The organism is Chryseobacterium sp. Marseille-Q8038 (assembly GCF_965111995.1).
This window is the reverse complement of sequence record NZ_CBCOPN010000001.1, coordinates 2,255,093-2,270,751: the sequence shown is the minus strand read 5'-3', so window position 1 is coordinate 2,270,751 and position 15,659 is coordinate 2,255,093. Positions and strand designations below refer to the sequence as shown.

Here is a 15,659-nt window from a genome sequence, read left to right as displayed (position 1 = left end):
AGTCTTGAATTTTTGGTTCTTTTGCTTCAAGGCAAAAGAACAATAACAAATATTAAATATTAAATTATTTCGTACACAATCAGATTCTAAAAACACAATGATGAAAAAAGCTTCACAATCTGTGAAGCTTTTATTTTTTTTAGCATTAAGAAGGATTAAAATTTTAAGAATAGTGAAGAAGAATATCTTTCGATATTTAGTAAGCAGATTGCTTTATTCAAATTGATTTGAATCTTAACTTTCCTTACAGCCTAAATCCTTCTCAATGGTTCAATTTTTTTATCAATTATCTTTCAAGCGAAAAATTGGAAATTACTTTCGGCCTTTCAGTTTCATTGGCTACTTTCCAGGATGTTCTGTACATCCATTCGGTCATTTTATAAAGCTTTTTGTAATTGATATTCTCAGATTCATCCTGTGGTGTATGATACTGGTCGTGCAGTACACTGGTGAAAAATATAGCAGGAATCCCAATTTTAGCATAAGGAAGATGATCACTTCTGAAATAGAAATACTCAGCATGACTCGGAGAATCCCAATCTTTCAGGTATTTGAATTTTGTACTCTCATTATTAGCATCTTCAGCCATTTTTACAAGTTCTTCAGAGTTTTTATGAGGAGCATTTCCTCCCAATAAAGCAGCTTGGTTATTATCATTTCTTCCAATCATATCACCATTCAATACAGCTACAATTTTCTCTTTCGGAACAACAGGGTGGGCTGCATGCCATCTTGACCCTAGCAAGCCTCTCTCTTCAGCTCCATGGAAAACAAACAGAATACTTCTTTTTCCCGGCTGTTTTTTATAAGCTCTGGCCATAGCCAGCATTGCAACACAGGTACTTGCATTATCATCTGCTCCGTTATAGATGGTGTCATTCTTTACAGGATGCCTTATACCATCATGATCCTGATGTCCGCTTAGCAAAACATATTCATTTTTAAGAACCGGATCTGTACCTTCTATTTTCCCGATAATATTCACTGACGGATATTTATAGGTTTCAGTGATCAGGTTCAGAGAAGCTTTAGGATTATTTTTTACCCAGGCGGCATTTTCTCTTTTGATCCATAAAACAGGAATATTATTCGTGATTTTCTCTCTTAGTCCTTCCACCCCGTAGCTTCCTCTTGTCATTTGAGGCAGTACTTCTACCCAGCTTTGTTCAGAGGTATCATCGGTAATGAAGATGATTGCCTTAGCTCCCAGTTCAGCAGCTTTATTGTAGTATTTGTTTCTTACAAATCCGGGATATCTTCTTACAAAAAGAGTCATATCTTTTGAAATGTTTTTGTCTGAAGCATTCACCGCAAGAACTTTTCCTTTGATATTCAGTTGAGCAAGATCTTCAGGTTCTGCATTTCCGGCATATACAATTTCGGCATCTACAGAAGCATTCACGGGTTCGGCAACCAGGAAGTCTGTCCATAATTTCAAACTTGTATCCCCAATTTTCAGGCTGCTCTGAGGAATAACCTGATGCCTGTACATGTCAAAAAACTGGAAAAAAGTACCATTGTCTCCGGCCGGTTTCATTCCTGCTTCTTTTGCTTTGTCAGCAAGCCACATAGAAACTTTTAATTCATCCAGCGTTCCTGCTTCACGGCCCCAGAACTGGTCTGCGGCAAGCTGATACATATCGGTACGGAGATCAGATTCTTTGATGGCAGAAACCAATGGTTTTTTATAATTCTGAGCATTTCCTATGGTAAATAAGAAAAGCCCCAGTAAAGAAAAAATATAATTTTTATTCATGGGAATTCTTAATTGAAGTTAGACAGTTTATCTGAAAACTGTTTTGAAAATTCCTTTCTGTCTTCTTCCAGTTTTTCCTGTGTAGAAGGTAAAATATAATTAAAAAGGATTTTGTCTTCATTGTCTAAAAAGATAATTTCCTTTTCATTTCCATCAATCATCTGTGAGAAAATCTCCCACATCGGAGTGTCTTTTAATTTTAATAATTCAAAAAACTGTTCTGCTTTGATTTCGATTTTCTGCATGCTCTTTTTTATATATTATCGTTGGATATTTCTGAATTTTGATTCAAAAATAAAGAATTTGTATTTGCCGGGGTATTAAAACTCTAGAAACTTCAGTTTAAACTGGATGGCAAAATTTTCTTTAAAATGCGGTGTTGCATAATAACCCACTCTGTAGAATAGCCCCAGATTAAAATAGCTGGAAAGGAAATTGTTCCATTCCAAACCTACTTCCTGATACAGGTGATCCAGTTTTCTGAACTTGAACTGATGATATTCCGGATGCTTCATATCTCCGATTGTCCCTCTCAGAACAAAATCAAAGCTGGAAACATTGTGCCCGAAACTTTTGAAATACCAAGGCAGTTTGTGGGTAAAGTAATAGGCAACGAATTTATCGTTATAGTATTTTCCGCCCTCCAGTGTTGCAAAACCAAGGTAAGAAGTAAGGTTGAAATTAAAATCTTTTCCCGGAGAAGCAAGTCCGTTCATGGTAAAGTTTTTCCAGATCGGTGCTCCTCCTAAAACGACTCCACCGTACAATCTGAAACCGGTAGTTCCGATGGGTGTCTTGAAATTATGAACAAAAAGGGCATCAAAACGTGAATAACTGAAGTCTCCCTGCAGTATTTTGTAGCTCTGTTCATAATTAAAATAAAGCTCAGGGTATTTCTGGTCAATCAGTGATTTCCCTTGAGGAGTCATAATATTGGTAGAATTCGGAGAATACTTTAAGGTAAATAATGTATTAAAATTCCTGTATGAAGTTCCTCTGTCTCTGAACTGATAGTCGAACTCTGCCGCTTCTGTATTTCTTCTTACTGCAAGGGCAACGGTAAGTCCGTTAGTGACATCATTCAGGTAGGATAATGAAAATCCCTTAAAGTGAAAATATCGGTCGTTGTTTAAGTTATTCCCGAAATTCATCATTCTCATTTTGAAATTCCAAAGCTTCCGGTTGAATTCTCCCGACGCTGTTACATCATCATAAACCTCAAACCTGAAAAATGAATTTTTCTCCAGGGTAGTTTTCATATCAAGCCCCATTCCGTATTTCCACCTTCTGTCTTTTACCCCATATGCGAAATAATAATCCGGTGAAAAATAAGGATTGAAGTTTTCATTAAGCTTGGCTTTTAATCCTAATCTGAATCCTTCATAAGAGTTATAATTGACAATTTCATCTACAGCAAAATCTACAGAGCCTACTCTGATCTGTCCGTTCAGTAATCCTGATAAAATCTGTGCTTTACTGTCGATTTTATACTTTTTACCTAAACTGTCAATGGTTTTATAGGTGTTTTGTTCCCTGTCGGTAAGAGGATCGGTTCTGTACTGATCCAGAGAGTGCCCGTCAATATTTTTTACAGAGAAGGTATAGCCTTTGAAATCTTTTGGATTTTCCTCAATAGGTGCTTCAAAATCAAAATATTTTGAGGTCAGAAATGCATAGGTTCCAAAGCTTCTTTTATCTTTCTTATCATCAGCATGTTCTTTGTCATCCATAGCCATTTTACCCATTTTAAGCTTGGCTTTTTCATGGGCAAGAAACCATTTGTTATTGTAAAATACCCAGGTACTGGTGATAATTCCTTCGTTTTTGTTTTTACTGAAATTCTCAATTTTTTTAACTCCGTACGTTTCAGTATCTACATAAATAGCTCCATTATATTTTCGCTTCCTGTCTGGCTTTTTATAGTTTACTTCACGGAAACGGATCACAAAGTTTTTTCTTCCGTCCAGGGTAACGGTATCTGAAAGGAAAAATCTGTACAATCCTCTGTTTTCCGGTTTCAACTGCTCGGGAACAACATCTCTGTTACTTTGCTGAAGAGCGATCATTTCATAGATAGGCTGTTTCAGACCGGAGATTCTGTTGTCCAGGATATTGATTTTTTCACCATATTTCTTAGAATATAAAAACTCTTGTGCCCTTTCCCAAAGAAAAAGTTTGCTTTTTGAAAATATCTTTTTTGCGTTGATGTTATTCAATGAGTCCTTTTCTCTTTTTTTCTTGAAAATATTTAAATCATTGAAGTACTGATTAAACTGGGAAAGACTGTCTTCATCAATATCCAGAGATATTTTTTCATAAGATTTATAGGAATAGGAACCTAAGCTTTTTGGAGAATTCTCTTTAAATAATTTATTTACTTTTTTGAGGATTTCCAATGCTCTGGGATCACTTTTATCTTCAATAACTACCGCTTCAATGTTGGTGGTTTTTGAAGTTTTTTTGAGCAGGGAAACCTCCATGCTGCTTTCTACTGTGATGGTTTCTTTCTGGTAAGAATCAGCGTCAATATCAATGTTTTTACATCCCGTTTTAAACTCGAGAATGCCCTGTTCATTGGTGTATCCAATGATTGTATTGTCGCATGACACTTTAGCATTAAAGACAGGTTTTTGACTGGCGTCATCCACAACCTTAATTTTTGATTGCGAATACCCCAAAAAGCTGATTATAAAAAATAATAACAGTAAACCCCTTTTCATGTAAAAAAACTACGTCAAAATTAATAATATTTATGATGGTAAAAAAGTTTTTAACAGAGTATAACATTGATTTAATCTAATGTTTTCATGGGACTTTCCTCTGATAAAATTAAATGACAAAATCATTCAGATAGTCTTTCTGTATTTTCTGGAGATTTCCAATAAAAAAACTCCTAAACATATAAGGTACAGGAGTTTTTTAATTATTTGTTGTTTTCCGGGGACTTACTGATCATCCAAAGCTTTCATAAATTCGATAAGATCATCTATTTCCTTATCCGTAAGTTGTAATGGAGCATCAGAAAGGGTTTGATTTTCTATTTTAAATCCAAATCCTTTTCCACCCCCTTTATTATAAAAATTCATGACTTCCTTCAACGTTTTGTATCCTCCGTTGTGCATATAAGGTGCTGTTTTGCTACTGTTTCTAAGTGTTGGCGTTTTGAAAGAATGCTGTAATGAAGCTACTGTTTCATGGAATTTTCCTCTTCCCAGATCATTGTCAAATGTTTGATTTTCTCCATTCACAGCGACTCCCAGTACTTCCTGTTCCGTTTTTTTGAAATTTGGAGGAACCGTACCGTTGAATAAAGGTAAGAAATGGCAGATGGCACATTGAGCTTTTCCTACAAAAAGATTAAAACCACGCTTTTGATTTTCTGTCATTGCTGATTTATTCCCTCTCATATATTCATCAAAGTCAGAATTAAATTTCGCCAGAGAACGGATATAACTTGCCAGTACATTCTGCAGCTGCCATACCTCAGTTTTCTGAGAATGATAAATCTTTTTAAAGGCTGCCTGATAATTTTTATCCTGATTGATTTTTGCAAGGATGATATTCAAATCACCATGCATTTCTTCCTTATTGGAGATCACATCCGAGCTTTGTCCTTCCAGATCATCTTTTCTCATATCCCAAAACTGACCATGCTGATATCCTGCATAGTTGAGCGATGGAGCATTTCTGGCAAGTTCTGAATTTTCAAGAGACATAGATCTGGCAAGCCCATCCGTAAATGCCTTCTCAGGAATATGACAGGTGGCACAGCTCCGGTTGTTGCTGTTGGAAAGAATTTTATCATTAAAAAGCTGATGACCAAGAGCGGCTTTTTCTTCAGAATAGGCATATTCCTTTCCTGGCGTGAAAGCATTAGGGTTAAAAGCATTTTTAGAGAAAAAAGTAGCGGCATTTTTGTTGAGAGCAGTGGTTACTTCTACATCCGGAATATTCTCCTGATTTTTAAAATCAAGCATCAGAGCAGTGATTTTATTCAGGTGGTCAGGGATAAAATTGACATAATCAAACGTATTCTTGTCTGTGTTTTTTTTCAGAACTTCAATCGTTGAATTGATTTCTGCCACAATATTTTTTAAAGCTTTATCTTTTGACCGATCCGTAGAAATTTGCTTCAGCGTTTCCTTAATCCCTTCCAGAGTAGAGGGCATTTCCTGCAAAAACACACCTGAAACAGGCGTGTCAAAACCTGAAATTCCTAAGCTGGAAATTCTGAAAGCTTCCTGTCTTAAAGCATCAAAAACCTGATCTTTACTGATGGTAATCACCTGAAAGTTGGTGGCTATCGTATTGCTTTTATTGGTGAGTTTATTAAGCATTCGGGTCACTTCCTCTTTGTTTGCTTGGTCATAGGGATAAAACATCTCTTCCAAAACCTGTAATCCTTCCGGTTCTATTTCGGTATGTTCATCCATTTCTATTTCAGGAAGGGCAGGACCATTGATAAACCTAGCAGAGTGAGGCAGGAAATATTCTACAGCCCATTCCATTTTTTTATAGGTTTTTCTGATATCCTGAAACTTTTGCTGAAGAAGTTTTTCATCGGAACTTTTAGCAACCAGGGTTTTCAGTTCATTGATTTGTTTTTCGAAATCAGTATTGTTTTTGATAATCCTGCTTTTTACAGAACCAAGATCTTCGTACACAGGCTGCTGTTTATCATTTTTACAATAATAGAGCGTAAAAAGCGCAGCTGCAGAGTATAAGAAAAGGAGTATCGGGTATTTTGAAAGTTTATGCATAGGTATGAAAAAGTATCAACAGAAATTTTCTATTGATACTTTAATTTGATATGAAGAAATTAAAACTATTTTTCTACGTTTCTGATGATTACAATCTGTCCACCTTCTTTATTGGTGTTGATTCCGGAACCGTCAGGATTTTTGAATTTATCCAGCTGCCAGGTATGAGAATGGATATTCACAGAGAATGTATTCGGAACTCCAATGATATCTGAAATATCAACCATAGCACCGAATTCCCATGAACCGAATTTCTGAAGATCTCCGGATTGGTTATAAGCCGTCTGCCATGCAGAATCATTTCTGTTGTGTCTCATATTCAGCCATGGCTTGTATTGTTTTGTAGCGATATTCAGCTGCCATATATAAGAATCATGGTTGGCATTTTTGTAATAAGAATCTCCGTCTTCCTGGATGTACACAAAGTTTTCAGTTACACATAAGTTGTCCGGGTTGATAAGGTTATTTCCAGGATTGGAATCTCCTTCTGCTACCACCTCTAGTTTTCCTGTCAGCATATTGTTAGCGTTCAAAACAAGTTTGTAAACTCTTCCCCACATGGTTAATCCTGCTTTCGGATTCACACCATCAGAAGATTCACCTGTAGCGGTAAAGTAAATTTCTCTTCCTTTTCCAGTTCCTTTTCTGTAATCAACATCTTCCACTCTTGAAAAACGAATGGCATTATTATCAATATTTTTCTGATTGATCTGAGCTCCTGTAAGGTTTTTGGCATTCGGAATTTCAACAAATTCTACATCGTAGCTGCTTCCTTTCGTCATATCCGTTTCAGTATAGTTGCTGTTTGTTCTTTTTAAAGAATACAACTTACCGTTATCCAAATCTCCCTGCGTATCGGCTACATACATGATCAACTGTCCTGCAGACTGGTGAGAAGATGAATAAGATTGGTCTTCCCCGATAACGATATAAGATTTTCCATTAGAAACATCTTTAGGAAGCGGAACTGCATTTTCCATTGAAGCCTTTCCTAAAGCTGGTTTTACTCTTGTTTTATCTGTTGCCTGCGATACAGGAGCCAAAGGATTTAAAGCATGAACCATACTTTCTTCACCTGATTCTCCAGCAGTAAGGAATGCACTGAAGCCATGAATTTCAGGAGTTGCCAGGGTAGCGGAACATAATCTTGTCATTCCTCCGGTTCCATTTAAAATATATTCTCCTTTTACAGGCTTAAACGTTTTGTCTAAATATACTCTGGATACCGATTGCTTGATCTCGTGGTTGGTGATCATCAGGTAACCATCAGAGTTAGGATCTTTCATAATTCCCATTCCGTCCGGCTGACCTCCAAAAACAAAGTCAGGAGAACCTGGAAGAACATCTGAACTGGAAATAAGGGTGGTTATATTTAAATTTTCAAAACCTTGCATTCCATAAACGAAAGCAGGCTCTTTAGAAAAATTTTCAATCTTTATTTTGTCATTGGCAGGGGTGTTGGAATCCCCGTTATTGTCATCATTACAGCCTTGAAAAACAATCGCTGTAAGGAATAGAGCTCCAATAGTTTTGTTAATTTTCATAATTATATTTTTTGAATTTCGATTACGACAAAACTAAAGGTCTGGTGTTAACTAAGTTTTAAGAAGACAAAACAAATAGTTTAAGATTAAGTGATGATTTGTTAAGGTAAGGTCAATAATTAGAACGGATATAAATAAAAAGAGTCTTTGATGAAAATCTGAATCATAAAGAATGGGATTTTATAACGCAGAGACGCTAAGGTTTCTGTCCATCTACTTTTTCGTTCGCAAAGTTATTCTATTTAGCAAAAAACGAAATCATTTCATAGCTGAGTGTAACGCCTTTGCGAGCGGAAATATTTATGATAGCATGAGCCTTTTATTGCGATTCTTAGCATTAAATAAAACATATATTTGGTTTCCTAAATTATTTTAATTTCCCACAGATTACACGAATTACACAGATGTTTATGGAAAACTAGATCGGAGTATGATTAGTACACAAGCTTCGTCAGGATCAATGAAGTTGATTCCAATCTTTGTCTCCTGAAATATAAAATAATATAGAAAATGCTCTGCGTCGAAAAATATGATATACAATAAAAACAGCCTCGGCTGTCTCAATTCTGAGACAGCCGGGGCTAAAATTTATAATAGAGCTTTCTATTCTTAGATATTCAAAGCTTTTTGGTAAGCGTTTTCCAAACCATCAAGGTTTTTACCGCCTGCTGTTGCAAAACCTGGGTTTCCGCCACCGCCACCTTGAATTTCTTTTGCAAGGTCTTTTACGATAGCTCCAGCCTGATAATCTGCTGCAAGATCATCAGAAACCCCAACAGTAATCATTGGTTTTCCGTCTGCATCAGAAAGAATAATCGTCACGGAAGAAGGGATCTCTCTCTTCAGCTGGAATACGATATCTTTTACAGAACCTGCATCCAGAGAAGTTTTCTTTACAAGAAGCTGCTTGTTGCCTTTTTGCTCATAAGCATTCTTCCATTCTCCGATTTCTCCTTTTGCTTTCTCCTTTTTAAGAGCATCTACTTCAGCCTTCAATGAAGCATTTTCTTCGATAAGTTTTTCGATAGATCTTACTACATCTTTCGATTTTAGCAGTTGAGAAAGTTCAATGATCTGTTTTTCAAGATTGTTGAAATATTCTTCAGATTTATCTCCTGAAATAGCCTCAATTCTTCTGATTCCCGCTGCTGCAGAACCTTCAGAAGTGATTTTGAAATGACCGATTTCGCTGGTGTTTTTCACGTGAGTTCCTCCGCAAAGTTCTTTTGAACTTCCGAACTGGATCATTCTCACACTGTCACCATATTTTTCACCAAACAAAGCCATTGCCCCTTTGTCCAAAGCTTCCTGAATCGGAATATTTCTGAACTCCTGCAAAGCAATACTTTCTTTGATTTTTTTGTTTACTTTTTCTTCAATTAATGCCAGTTCTTCCTCAGTCATTTTGTTGAAATGAGAGAAGTCGAAACGTAGATAATCAGGACCTACATAAGAACCTTTCTGCTCTACGTGAGTTCCTAAAACATCTCTTAAAGCTTCATGCAGAAGGTGAGTCACAGAGTGGTTAGCCTGAGAATTCTTTCTGTCAGAAGCATTTACTTTAGCATAGAAAACAGCACCTGCATCCTTTGGAAGTCCGCTGATCAATGAAATAATCAATCCGTTTTCTTTTTTAGTTTCCAGTACCTCAAAGCTTTCAACAGCATTCTCAAGAACACCTTTGTCTCCAACCTGTCCACCTCCTTCAGGATAGAAAGGAGAATTGCTTAATACCACCTGATAAAATTCTCCGTCTTTGTTTTCTACCTTTCTGTATCTGGTAATATACGTTTCAGATTCTATCTGATCATATCCTACAAACGTTTCAGGTTTTGATTCAAGGTTTACCCAGTCGTATACTTTCTGAGCAGAATCAGCTTTTGAACGAAGTTTTTGTTTCTCCATTTCAGCTTTGAAACCAGCTTCATCAATTGTTAATCCTTTTTCCTCAGCAATGATTCTTGTTAAATCATCCGGGAATCCATAAGTATCATACAATTCGAAAACCTCTTCACTTGGTAAGACTTTCTGATTATCTGCAATGGTCTGCTGAATTAGTTTTTCAACTCTGATCAATCCGTTTTCAATTGTTTTTAAGAATGAATCTTCTTCACTTTTGATTACTTCAGCAACCAGTTTTCCTTGTTTTTCAAGTTCCGGGAAGAAAGGCCCCATTTGTTCCTGCAGAACAGCAACCAATTTGTAAAGGAAAGGTTCTTTCATTCCTAAGAATCGGTAAGAATAAGAAATTCCTCTTCTTAAAATCCTTCTGATTACATAACCTGCACCTCCATTAGATGGTAATTGTCCGTCTGCAATAGCAAAAGAAACTGCTCTGATGTGGTCTACCACAACACGGATAGCAATATCTTTTTCGTCTTCTAAAACTCCTGTATATTTTTTACCTGAAAGCTCTTCAACTTTAGAAATAAGCGGGGTGAAAACATCTGTATCATAGTTGGAAGACTTCCCTTGAAGCGCCATACAAAGACGTTCAAAGCCCATTCCTGTATCTACATGCTGTGCAGGAAGTTTCTCTAAAGATTTATCTGCCTTTCTGTTGAACTCCATGAAAACCAGGTTCCATACTTCTACAACTTGAGGATGGTCGTTGTTCACCAGCTCAAGTCCTGAAACTTTAGCTTTTTCTTCCGGTGTTCTTAAGTCAACATGGATTTCTGAACACGGTCCACATGGTCCGCTTTCACCCATTTCCCAGAAGTTATCTTTTTTATTTCCGTTGATGATTCTGTCTTCTGAAATGTGAGATTTCCAGAAATCAAAAGCATCCTGGTCTCTGTCCAGATTTTCAGAAGCGTCTCCTTCAAAAATCGTTACATATAAATTTTCTTTTGGAATTCCGTATACTTCAGTCAGTAATTCCCAGGCAAAAGCAATAGCCTCTTTTTTGAAGTAATCCCCGAAAGACCAGTTTCCTAACATCTCAAACATGGTGTGGTGGTAAGTATCTCTACCTACATCATCCAAATCATTGTGTTTCCCTGAAACTCTCAGACACTTTTGGGTATCGGCAATTCTAGGGGCGGTAGGGGTTTTGTAGCCAAGGAAAAAATCCTTGAACTGCGTCATTCCGGAGTTGGAAAACATAAGGGTAGGGTCGTCTTTCAGCACAATAGGAGCTGAAGGAACGATTAAGTGCTCCTTACTTTTAAAATAATCTAAAAATTTTTGACGTATCTCTTGTGATGTCATAGTATTGCTTTTGCTTTTTTTAGTATCAAATTTTGATAAGATGCAAATTTAAGATTTTTAAGCGATTTGTAATAATTTTATACTATGTTTTGAATGGTGATGGGTTTTGATAATAAATGTGCATCAGAATTTTTAATGTCTTTCCATCAATTGTATAGGGTTTCAAAGACTATACAATTGGAGAGTCTGTAACCAATTATCTATTAATTTTGCAATTTTCCGTTTAACTTATTACCTTCGCCGTGATCTGAGATAAGATAAAAATCCTTCCCATGACAAAAGATGAAGAGTTGAAAAGCTGGATAGAGCAGTATTCCGGGCCGCTTTTGAAGCGGGGACTGTATGTACTTTCGAATAAAGAAGACGCTCAGGATGTTGTTCAGGAAGTTTTTCTTGCAGCCTATTCAGCCCATGATTCTTTTGAAGGGAAAAGTAATCCTCTGACCTGGCTGATGGCTATTCTGAACAGGAAAGTGGCAGATTTTTACCGGAAAAAATACAAATCCGAACCCAATGTCAGACTCGATCATTTTTTTGACGAAACAGGATCCTGGAAAAATAATGATGTTTTGAATGACTGGAATGTTTCAGGGGAAGGAGATGAACTTTTAGACAGCGCAGATTTTAATAAAACATTAGAGGAATGTATCGAAGAATTGCCCTCCAGATGGAAGATCCTGCTGAAAATGTATTATATCGAAGAAAAAAAAGCACCGGAAGTAAGTCAGGAATTAGAAGTTTCTACGACTAATCTTTGGAAGATTTTGCAAAGAAGCCGAATGCAGCTGAGAGAATGTCTGGAGTTTAACTGGTTTTCAAAGTCATAAGAGAAATGATAAGAAGAATACTACATAAATTATTTTTACCATGCAGTGAAGCTACTTTACTGATGGAAAAAAGGAATGCCCAATCCATTTCTTCCAGAGAAAACAGGATGCTGAGCATGCATCTGATGATCTGCAAATGGTGCCGGATGTACAATGAAAAACTGGCACTTCTGGATAAAGTGTTTAAAAAGAAATTTTCAGAACAAAAAACTGAAATAAATGATTCTGAAATTCAGGACTTTAAAAATAAAATAATCGATAAATTAAATTTCTAAGAAAATTTCTGTCAGGATTTTAAAAATGCTCCGACTATACTTTTGAAAACAATAAAGTATTCATTTAAAATCTTAAAAATATGGTCGGAACAGTACAGGAATCTAAAAATCAATTAACCCGAACCGGGTATTATATTTCACTTTTCGGAGCAGCGCTTATATTGCTGTGGATTGGTATCTTCAAATTTACCCCTACAGAAGCTGCTGCCATAAAACCTTTGGTGGAAAACCATTTCTTAACTTTTTTCGTATATAAGATTATGAGCGTCCAGGCAGTGTCAAATCTTATCGGAACGATAGAAATTATCATTGCATTACTCCTGATATTTAGTGCGAAATTTGCTGTATTGAAAAAATATGCAGGGATAGGAATGATGGTAACTTTTCTGGTAACATTAAGCTATTTATTTACAACACCGGGAATGTGGAAAATAGTAGATGGAGTGGCTGTGACGGATTTCTTTATTTTAAAAGACCTTATGCTTTTAGGATTCGGATTCATGATCGTTCAAAAATAATAGTAATGAATAAAAAGGTAAATATGAAAAATATATTCATTGTACTCGGAATCATTCTGGGTATAGCAGTATTTGCTGCGGGATCAGGGCTTTTTAAGAGAAACAAGCCTAATGTAGTGGAAATTAAAAAAGAAAATGAGAAAATTATGGATAACAAAAACGTTAGAGAGATTTATTTTGCAGGTGGATGTTTCTGGGGAACAGAACATTTTTTTCAACAGATTCGTGGAGTGGTAGGAACAGAAGTGGGCTATGCCAACGGGAATACTCAAAATCCTACTTATGAAGAGGTGGTAAGTCATACAACAGGTTTTGCAGAAACGGTAAAAGTAAAATATGATCCGGAACAAGTGGATCTGAAACTGTTGATTGATTTATATTTCAAAACCATTGATCCTACAAGTAAAGATCAGCAGGGAAATGACAGAGGAAATCAGTACAGAACGGGAATCTATTTCACCAATAAAACAGATGAAGCTGTGGTAAAAGATGAAGTTCTGAAACTGGCAAAAAATTATAACAAGCCATTGCTTGTAGAAACAATTCCATTGAAAAATTTCTACAAAGCAGAAGATTATCATCAGGATTATCTGGATAAAAATCCAGGGGGATATTGTCACATTGAACCGGGACTTTTTGAAATGGCGAAAAAAGCCAATCCACTTCCAAAACCAGCTTATCATAAACAGGATAAAAAAGCTTTAAAGGAAAAACTGACTGCAGAGCAATACAATGTTACTCAGGAAAACGGTACAGAAAGACCTTTTCAAAATGAATACTGGAATGAAACCCGTGAAGGAATTTATGTAGATATTACCACCGGAGAACCTTTGTTTATTTCTACTGATAAATTTGAATCCGGATGTGGTTGGCCAAGTTTCTCAAAACCGATTACAAAGGCTTTGATTGACGAAAAACTGGATCGTACCCATGGTATGGATAGAGTAGAAGTAAGAAGTAAAACCGGTGATGCCCATTTGGGACACGTTTTCACAGACGGACCACAGGATAAAGGAGGACTTCGTTACTGTATCAACAGTGCTTCACTGAAATTTATTCCAAAAGCAGAAATGGAGAGTAAAGGATACGGAAAATATCTTCCGTTGTTAGATAAAAAGTAATGTGAAAGGAAGGCTGCCCAATGGCAGCCTTTTATTTTTAAAACTAATGATGTAGCTGAAATCGTTCTTTAATGCTGAGCATAGAGATATTCACAAATAATAGAAAGCCAAAAATCACATAAAATGACTGTTTGGGAAGATCAGGCAAGTATTTTAAAGTATCAAAGCCTTTATAATGGTTTTCTTCGCTGTAATAAATAGTGTTGGCCTCAGTTCCGCAAATACTGTTATAATTTCTTTCAATATTATCCGAATCTTTATATTCATGAATAGCAAAAAAATGCTCTGTTTTCTCCATATCGACACCATACATTTCCTGATGGGAAATTGTCATAGCATCAATTAGAGCAATAAAATCCTGATAGCTATTGTTATCGTTAATGATAAATTCTATTCCAGATTCTTTCTCATTTCTTGTCTGCAATTTTTTAAGTTCTGAGACATACAATTTCTGATTTTGCAGAGCCGTATTAGGGGAGACAATTATCTTTTTATAATTCCAATTTCTGTAAGGTTCAAAAGTATTGTCGAAAGGTCTATTGGGTCTGACTTTCGACGGAAGCCCAAGATCTATTACTGAATATTGTGGCTGAACCCTCTGATTTCCATAATACCAGAATAAAACAGGAATCAGCACGGCACTGATTAATCCGGGTACGTAGAATATTTTTTTCATGGTTAGTTTTTGACAAAGCAGAATGAAAATTTTAAGCCAAAAAAAGTGATCCGCAAACGAACCACTTTAAAAATAATTTAAATATTTTAATTTTTAAATCTTTAAATTCAAAATATTACCATCTACCAATCCCTTTTTCTCAGAATCCAGTAGGACCCGAAGATGAAAACGGCAGACCAAACCAGACAGGCAATAAGGCTTTCTGTAGGGTAGTGGAATTCATATTTTACGCCCATCATTTTCACCATATTCAATCTCATCATAGGATTAGGAATAAGGCTGGACATACTTTCCAACGGCAAAAGATGCGTGATAAAAAAGTCATTCTGAAGAACTTCGTTTCTTTGTGCTCCCTGCAGTCCTTTTACTTTGGTGAAAACTTCAACAGCTGTTAAAACTCCCTCACCAATCCAGAAAACAAATAAGGCAAGAAATACAAATACCGATTTTCTCAATAAAATGGAAAGGAACATTAAGAAACAGAAGAACGTAAATAATTTTACCAGGTAATTTCCGATAAAGAAAATCTCCGCAAAAACCTTTGTAGATTCGGTTGTATTAGAATACTGATATCCAAGCAATATCGTAAGACCCAATACAATTGCCGTTGACACAATGGTGAAAATACTTATGGTCAGCAATTTTGAAGTGATAAATTCCTTTCTGCTTAATCCGTCAATCGTATTTTGCTTGAACATTCGGTTGCTGAATTCCTGCGAAATGGAAAAAACAATAATCAGTCCCAGGAAAATTTTCAATAAAGCAACAATCCATGTCGTGAAATTCCAGATTTCGGGGAAATTATAAATGCCCTGTTCTTTTAAATTGATGGTACTTCCGAAAAGATCAAAATCAACCAATCCGATGAAAAGCAAAGCGACAAGAATGGCAAAATAAAGTATCGTAAAAACCTTAAACGGCTTATAGTTCAGGTTTTTATAGTATTCCAGTTTTAATAATTTTATCATG

The 15,659-nt window shown here is 36.0% G+C and carries 12 protein-coding genes; 4 read left to right on the top strand and 8 right to left on the bottom strand.

All coding sequences use genetic code 11. The annotated features are described in order from the left end of the window. Positions 1-286: 286 nt before the first annotated feature. From ACWPWS_RS10500 to alaS, 6 genes are all read right to left on the bottom strand, one after another. On the bottom strand, positions 287-1,756 hold the full coding sequence (locus ACWPWS_RS10500) for a M20/M25/M40 family metallo-hydrolase (RefSeq protein WP_454046447.1): 1,470 nt from the start codon (positions 1,754-1,756) through the stop codon (positions 287-289). Positions 1,757-1,764: 8 nt separating this feature from the next. After that, the gene (locus ACWPWS_RS10495; RefSeq protein WP_454046446.1) at positions 1,765-2,001 is read right to left on the bottom strand and encodes a hypothetical protein; all 237 of its coding nucleotides are present in this window, start codon (positions 1,999-2,001) and stop codon (positions 1,765-1,767) included. 75 nt (positions 2,002-2,076) lie between these two features. Further along, the gene (locus ACWPWS_RS10490) at positions 2,077-4,404 is read right to left on the bottom strand and encodes a hypothetical protein (protein WP_309511546.1); all 2,328 of its coding nucleotides are present in this window, start codon (positions 4,402-4,404) and stop codon (positions 2,077-2,079) included. Positions 4,405-4,701: 297 nt separating this feature from the next. Continuing rightward, positions 4,702-6,516, bottom strand: coding sequence for a cytochrome-c peroxidase (locus ACWPWS_RS10485; RefSeq protein ID WP_454046445.1), 1,815 nt, complete (start codon positions 6,514-6,516; stop codon positions 4,702-4,704). A gap of 65 nt (positions 6,517-6,581) precedes the next feature. Beyond that, positions 6,582-8,060 (bottom strand): alkaline phosphatase PhoX, encoded by a 1,479-nt coding sequence (locus ACWPWS_RS10480; RefSeq protein WP_454046444.1) that lies wholly within the window; start codon positions 8,058-8,060, stop codon positions 6,582-6,584. A gap of 609 nt (positions 8,061-8,669) precedes the next feature. Continuing rightward, the gene (gene alaS / locus ACWPWS_RS10475; protein WP_454046443.1) at positions 8,670-11,273 is read right to left on the bottom strand and encodes an alanine--tRNA ligase; all 2,604 of its coding nucleotides are present in this window, start codon (positions 11,271-11,273) and stop codon (positions 8,670-8,672) included. 272 nt (positions 11,274-11,545) lie between these two features. On the opposite strand from alaS, the gene ACWPWS_RS10470 reads away from it, so the two are divergent. From ACWPWS_RS10470 to msrB, 4 genes are all read left to right on the top strand, one after another. After that, complete coding sequence (locus tag ACWPWS_RS10470; RefSeq protein WP_454046442.1) at positions 11,546-12,100, top strand: sigma-70 family RNA polymerase sigma factor; 555 nt, start codon at positions 11,546-11,548, stop codon at positions 12,098-12,100. A gap of 5 nt (positions 12,101-12,105) precedes the next feature. Then, a complete protein-coding gene (locus tag ACWPWS_RS10465) occupies positions 12,106-12,375 on the top strand; it encodes a hypothetical protein (RefSeq protein WP_047377054.1) in 270 nt (89 codons plus the stop codon). A gap of 80 nt (positions 12,376-12,455) precedes the next feature. Next, complete coding sequence (locus ACWPWS_RS10460; RefSeq protein ID WP_454046441.1) at positions 12,456-12,893, top strand: DUF417 family protein; 438 nt, start codon at positions 12,456-12,458, stop codon at positions 12,891-12,893. A 23-nt stretch (positions 12,894-12,916) separates the two neighbouring features. Then, the gene (gene msrB / locus ACWPWS_RS10455; protein WP_454046440.1) at positions 12,917-14,014 is read left to right on the top strand and encodes a peptide-methionine (R)-S-oxide reductase MsrB; all 1,098 of its coding nucleotides are present in this window, start codon (positions 12,917-12,919) and stop codon (positions 14,012-14,014) included. Between the two features lie 43 nt (positions 14,015-14,057). Here the strand turns inward: msrB and ACWPWS_RS10450 are convergent, their stop codons facing one another. Together ACWPWS_RS10450 and ACWPWS_RS10445 are read right to left on the bottom strand one after the other, a co-directional pair. Continuing rightward, a complete protein-coding gene (locus tag ACWPWS_RS10450) occupies positions 14,058-14,690 on the bottom strand; it encodes a hypothetical protein (protein ID WP_454046439.1) in 633 nt (210 codons plus the stop codon). 122 nt (positions 14,691-14,812) lie between these two features. Beyond that, on the bottom strand, positions 14,813-15,658 hold the full coding sequence (locus tag ACWPWS_RS10445) for an ABC transporter permease (protein WP_454046438.1): 846 nt from the start codon (positions 15,656-15,658) through the stop codon (positions 14,813-14,815). Position 15,659 lies beyond the last annotated feature (1 nt).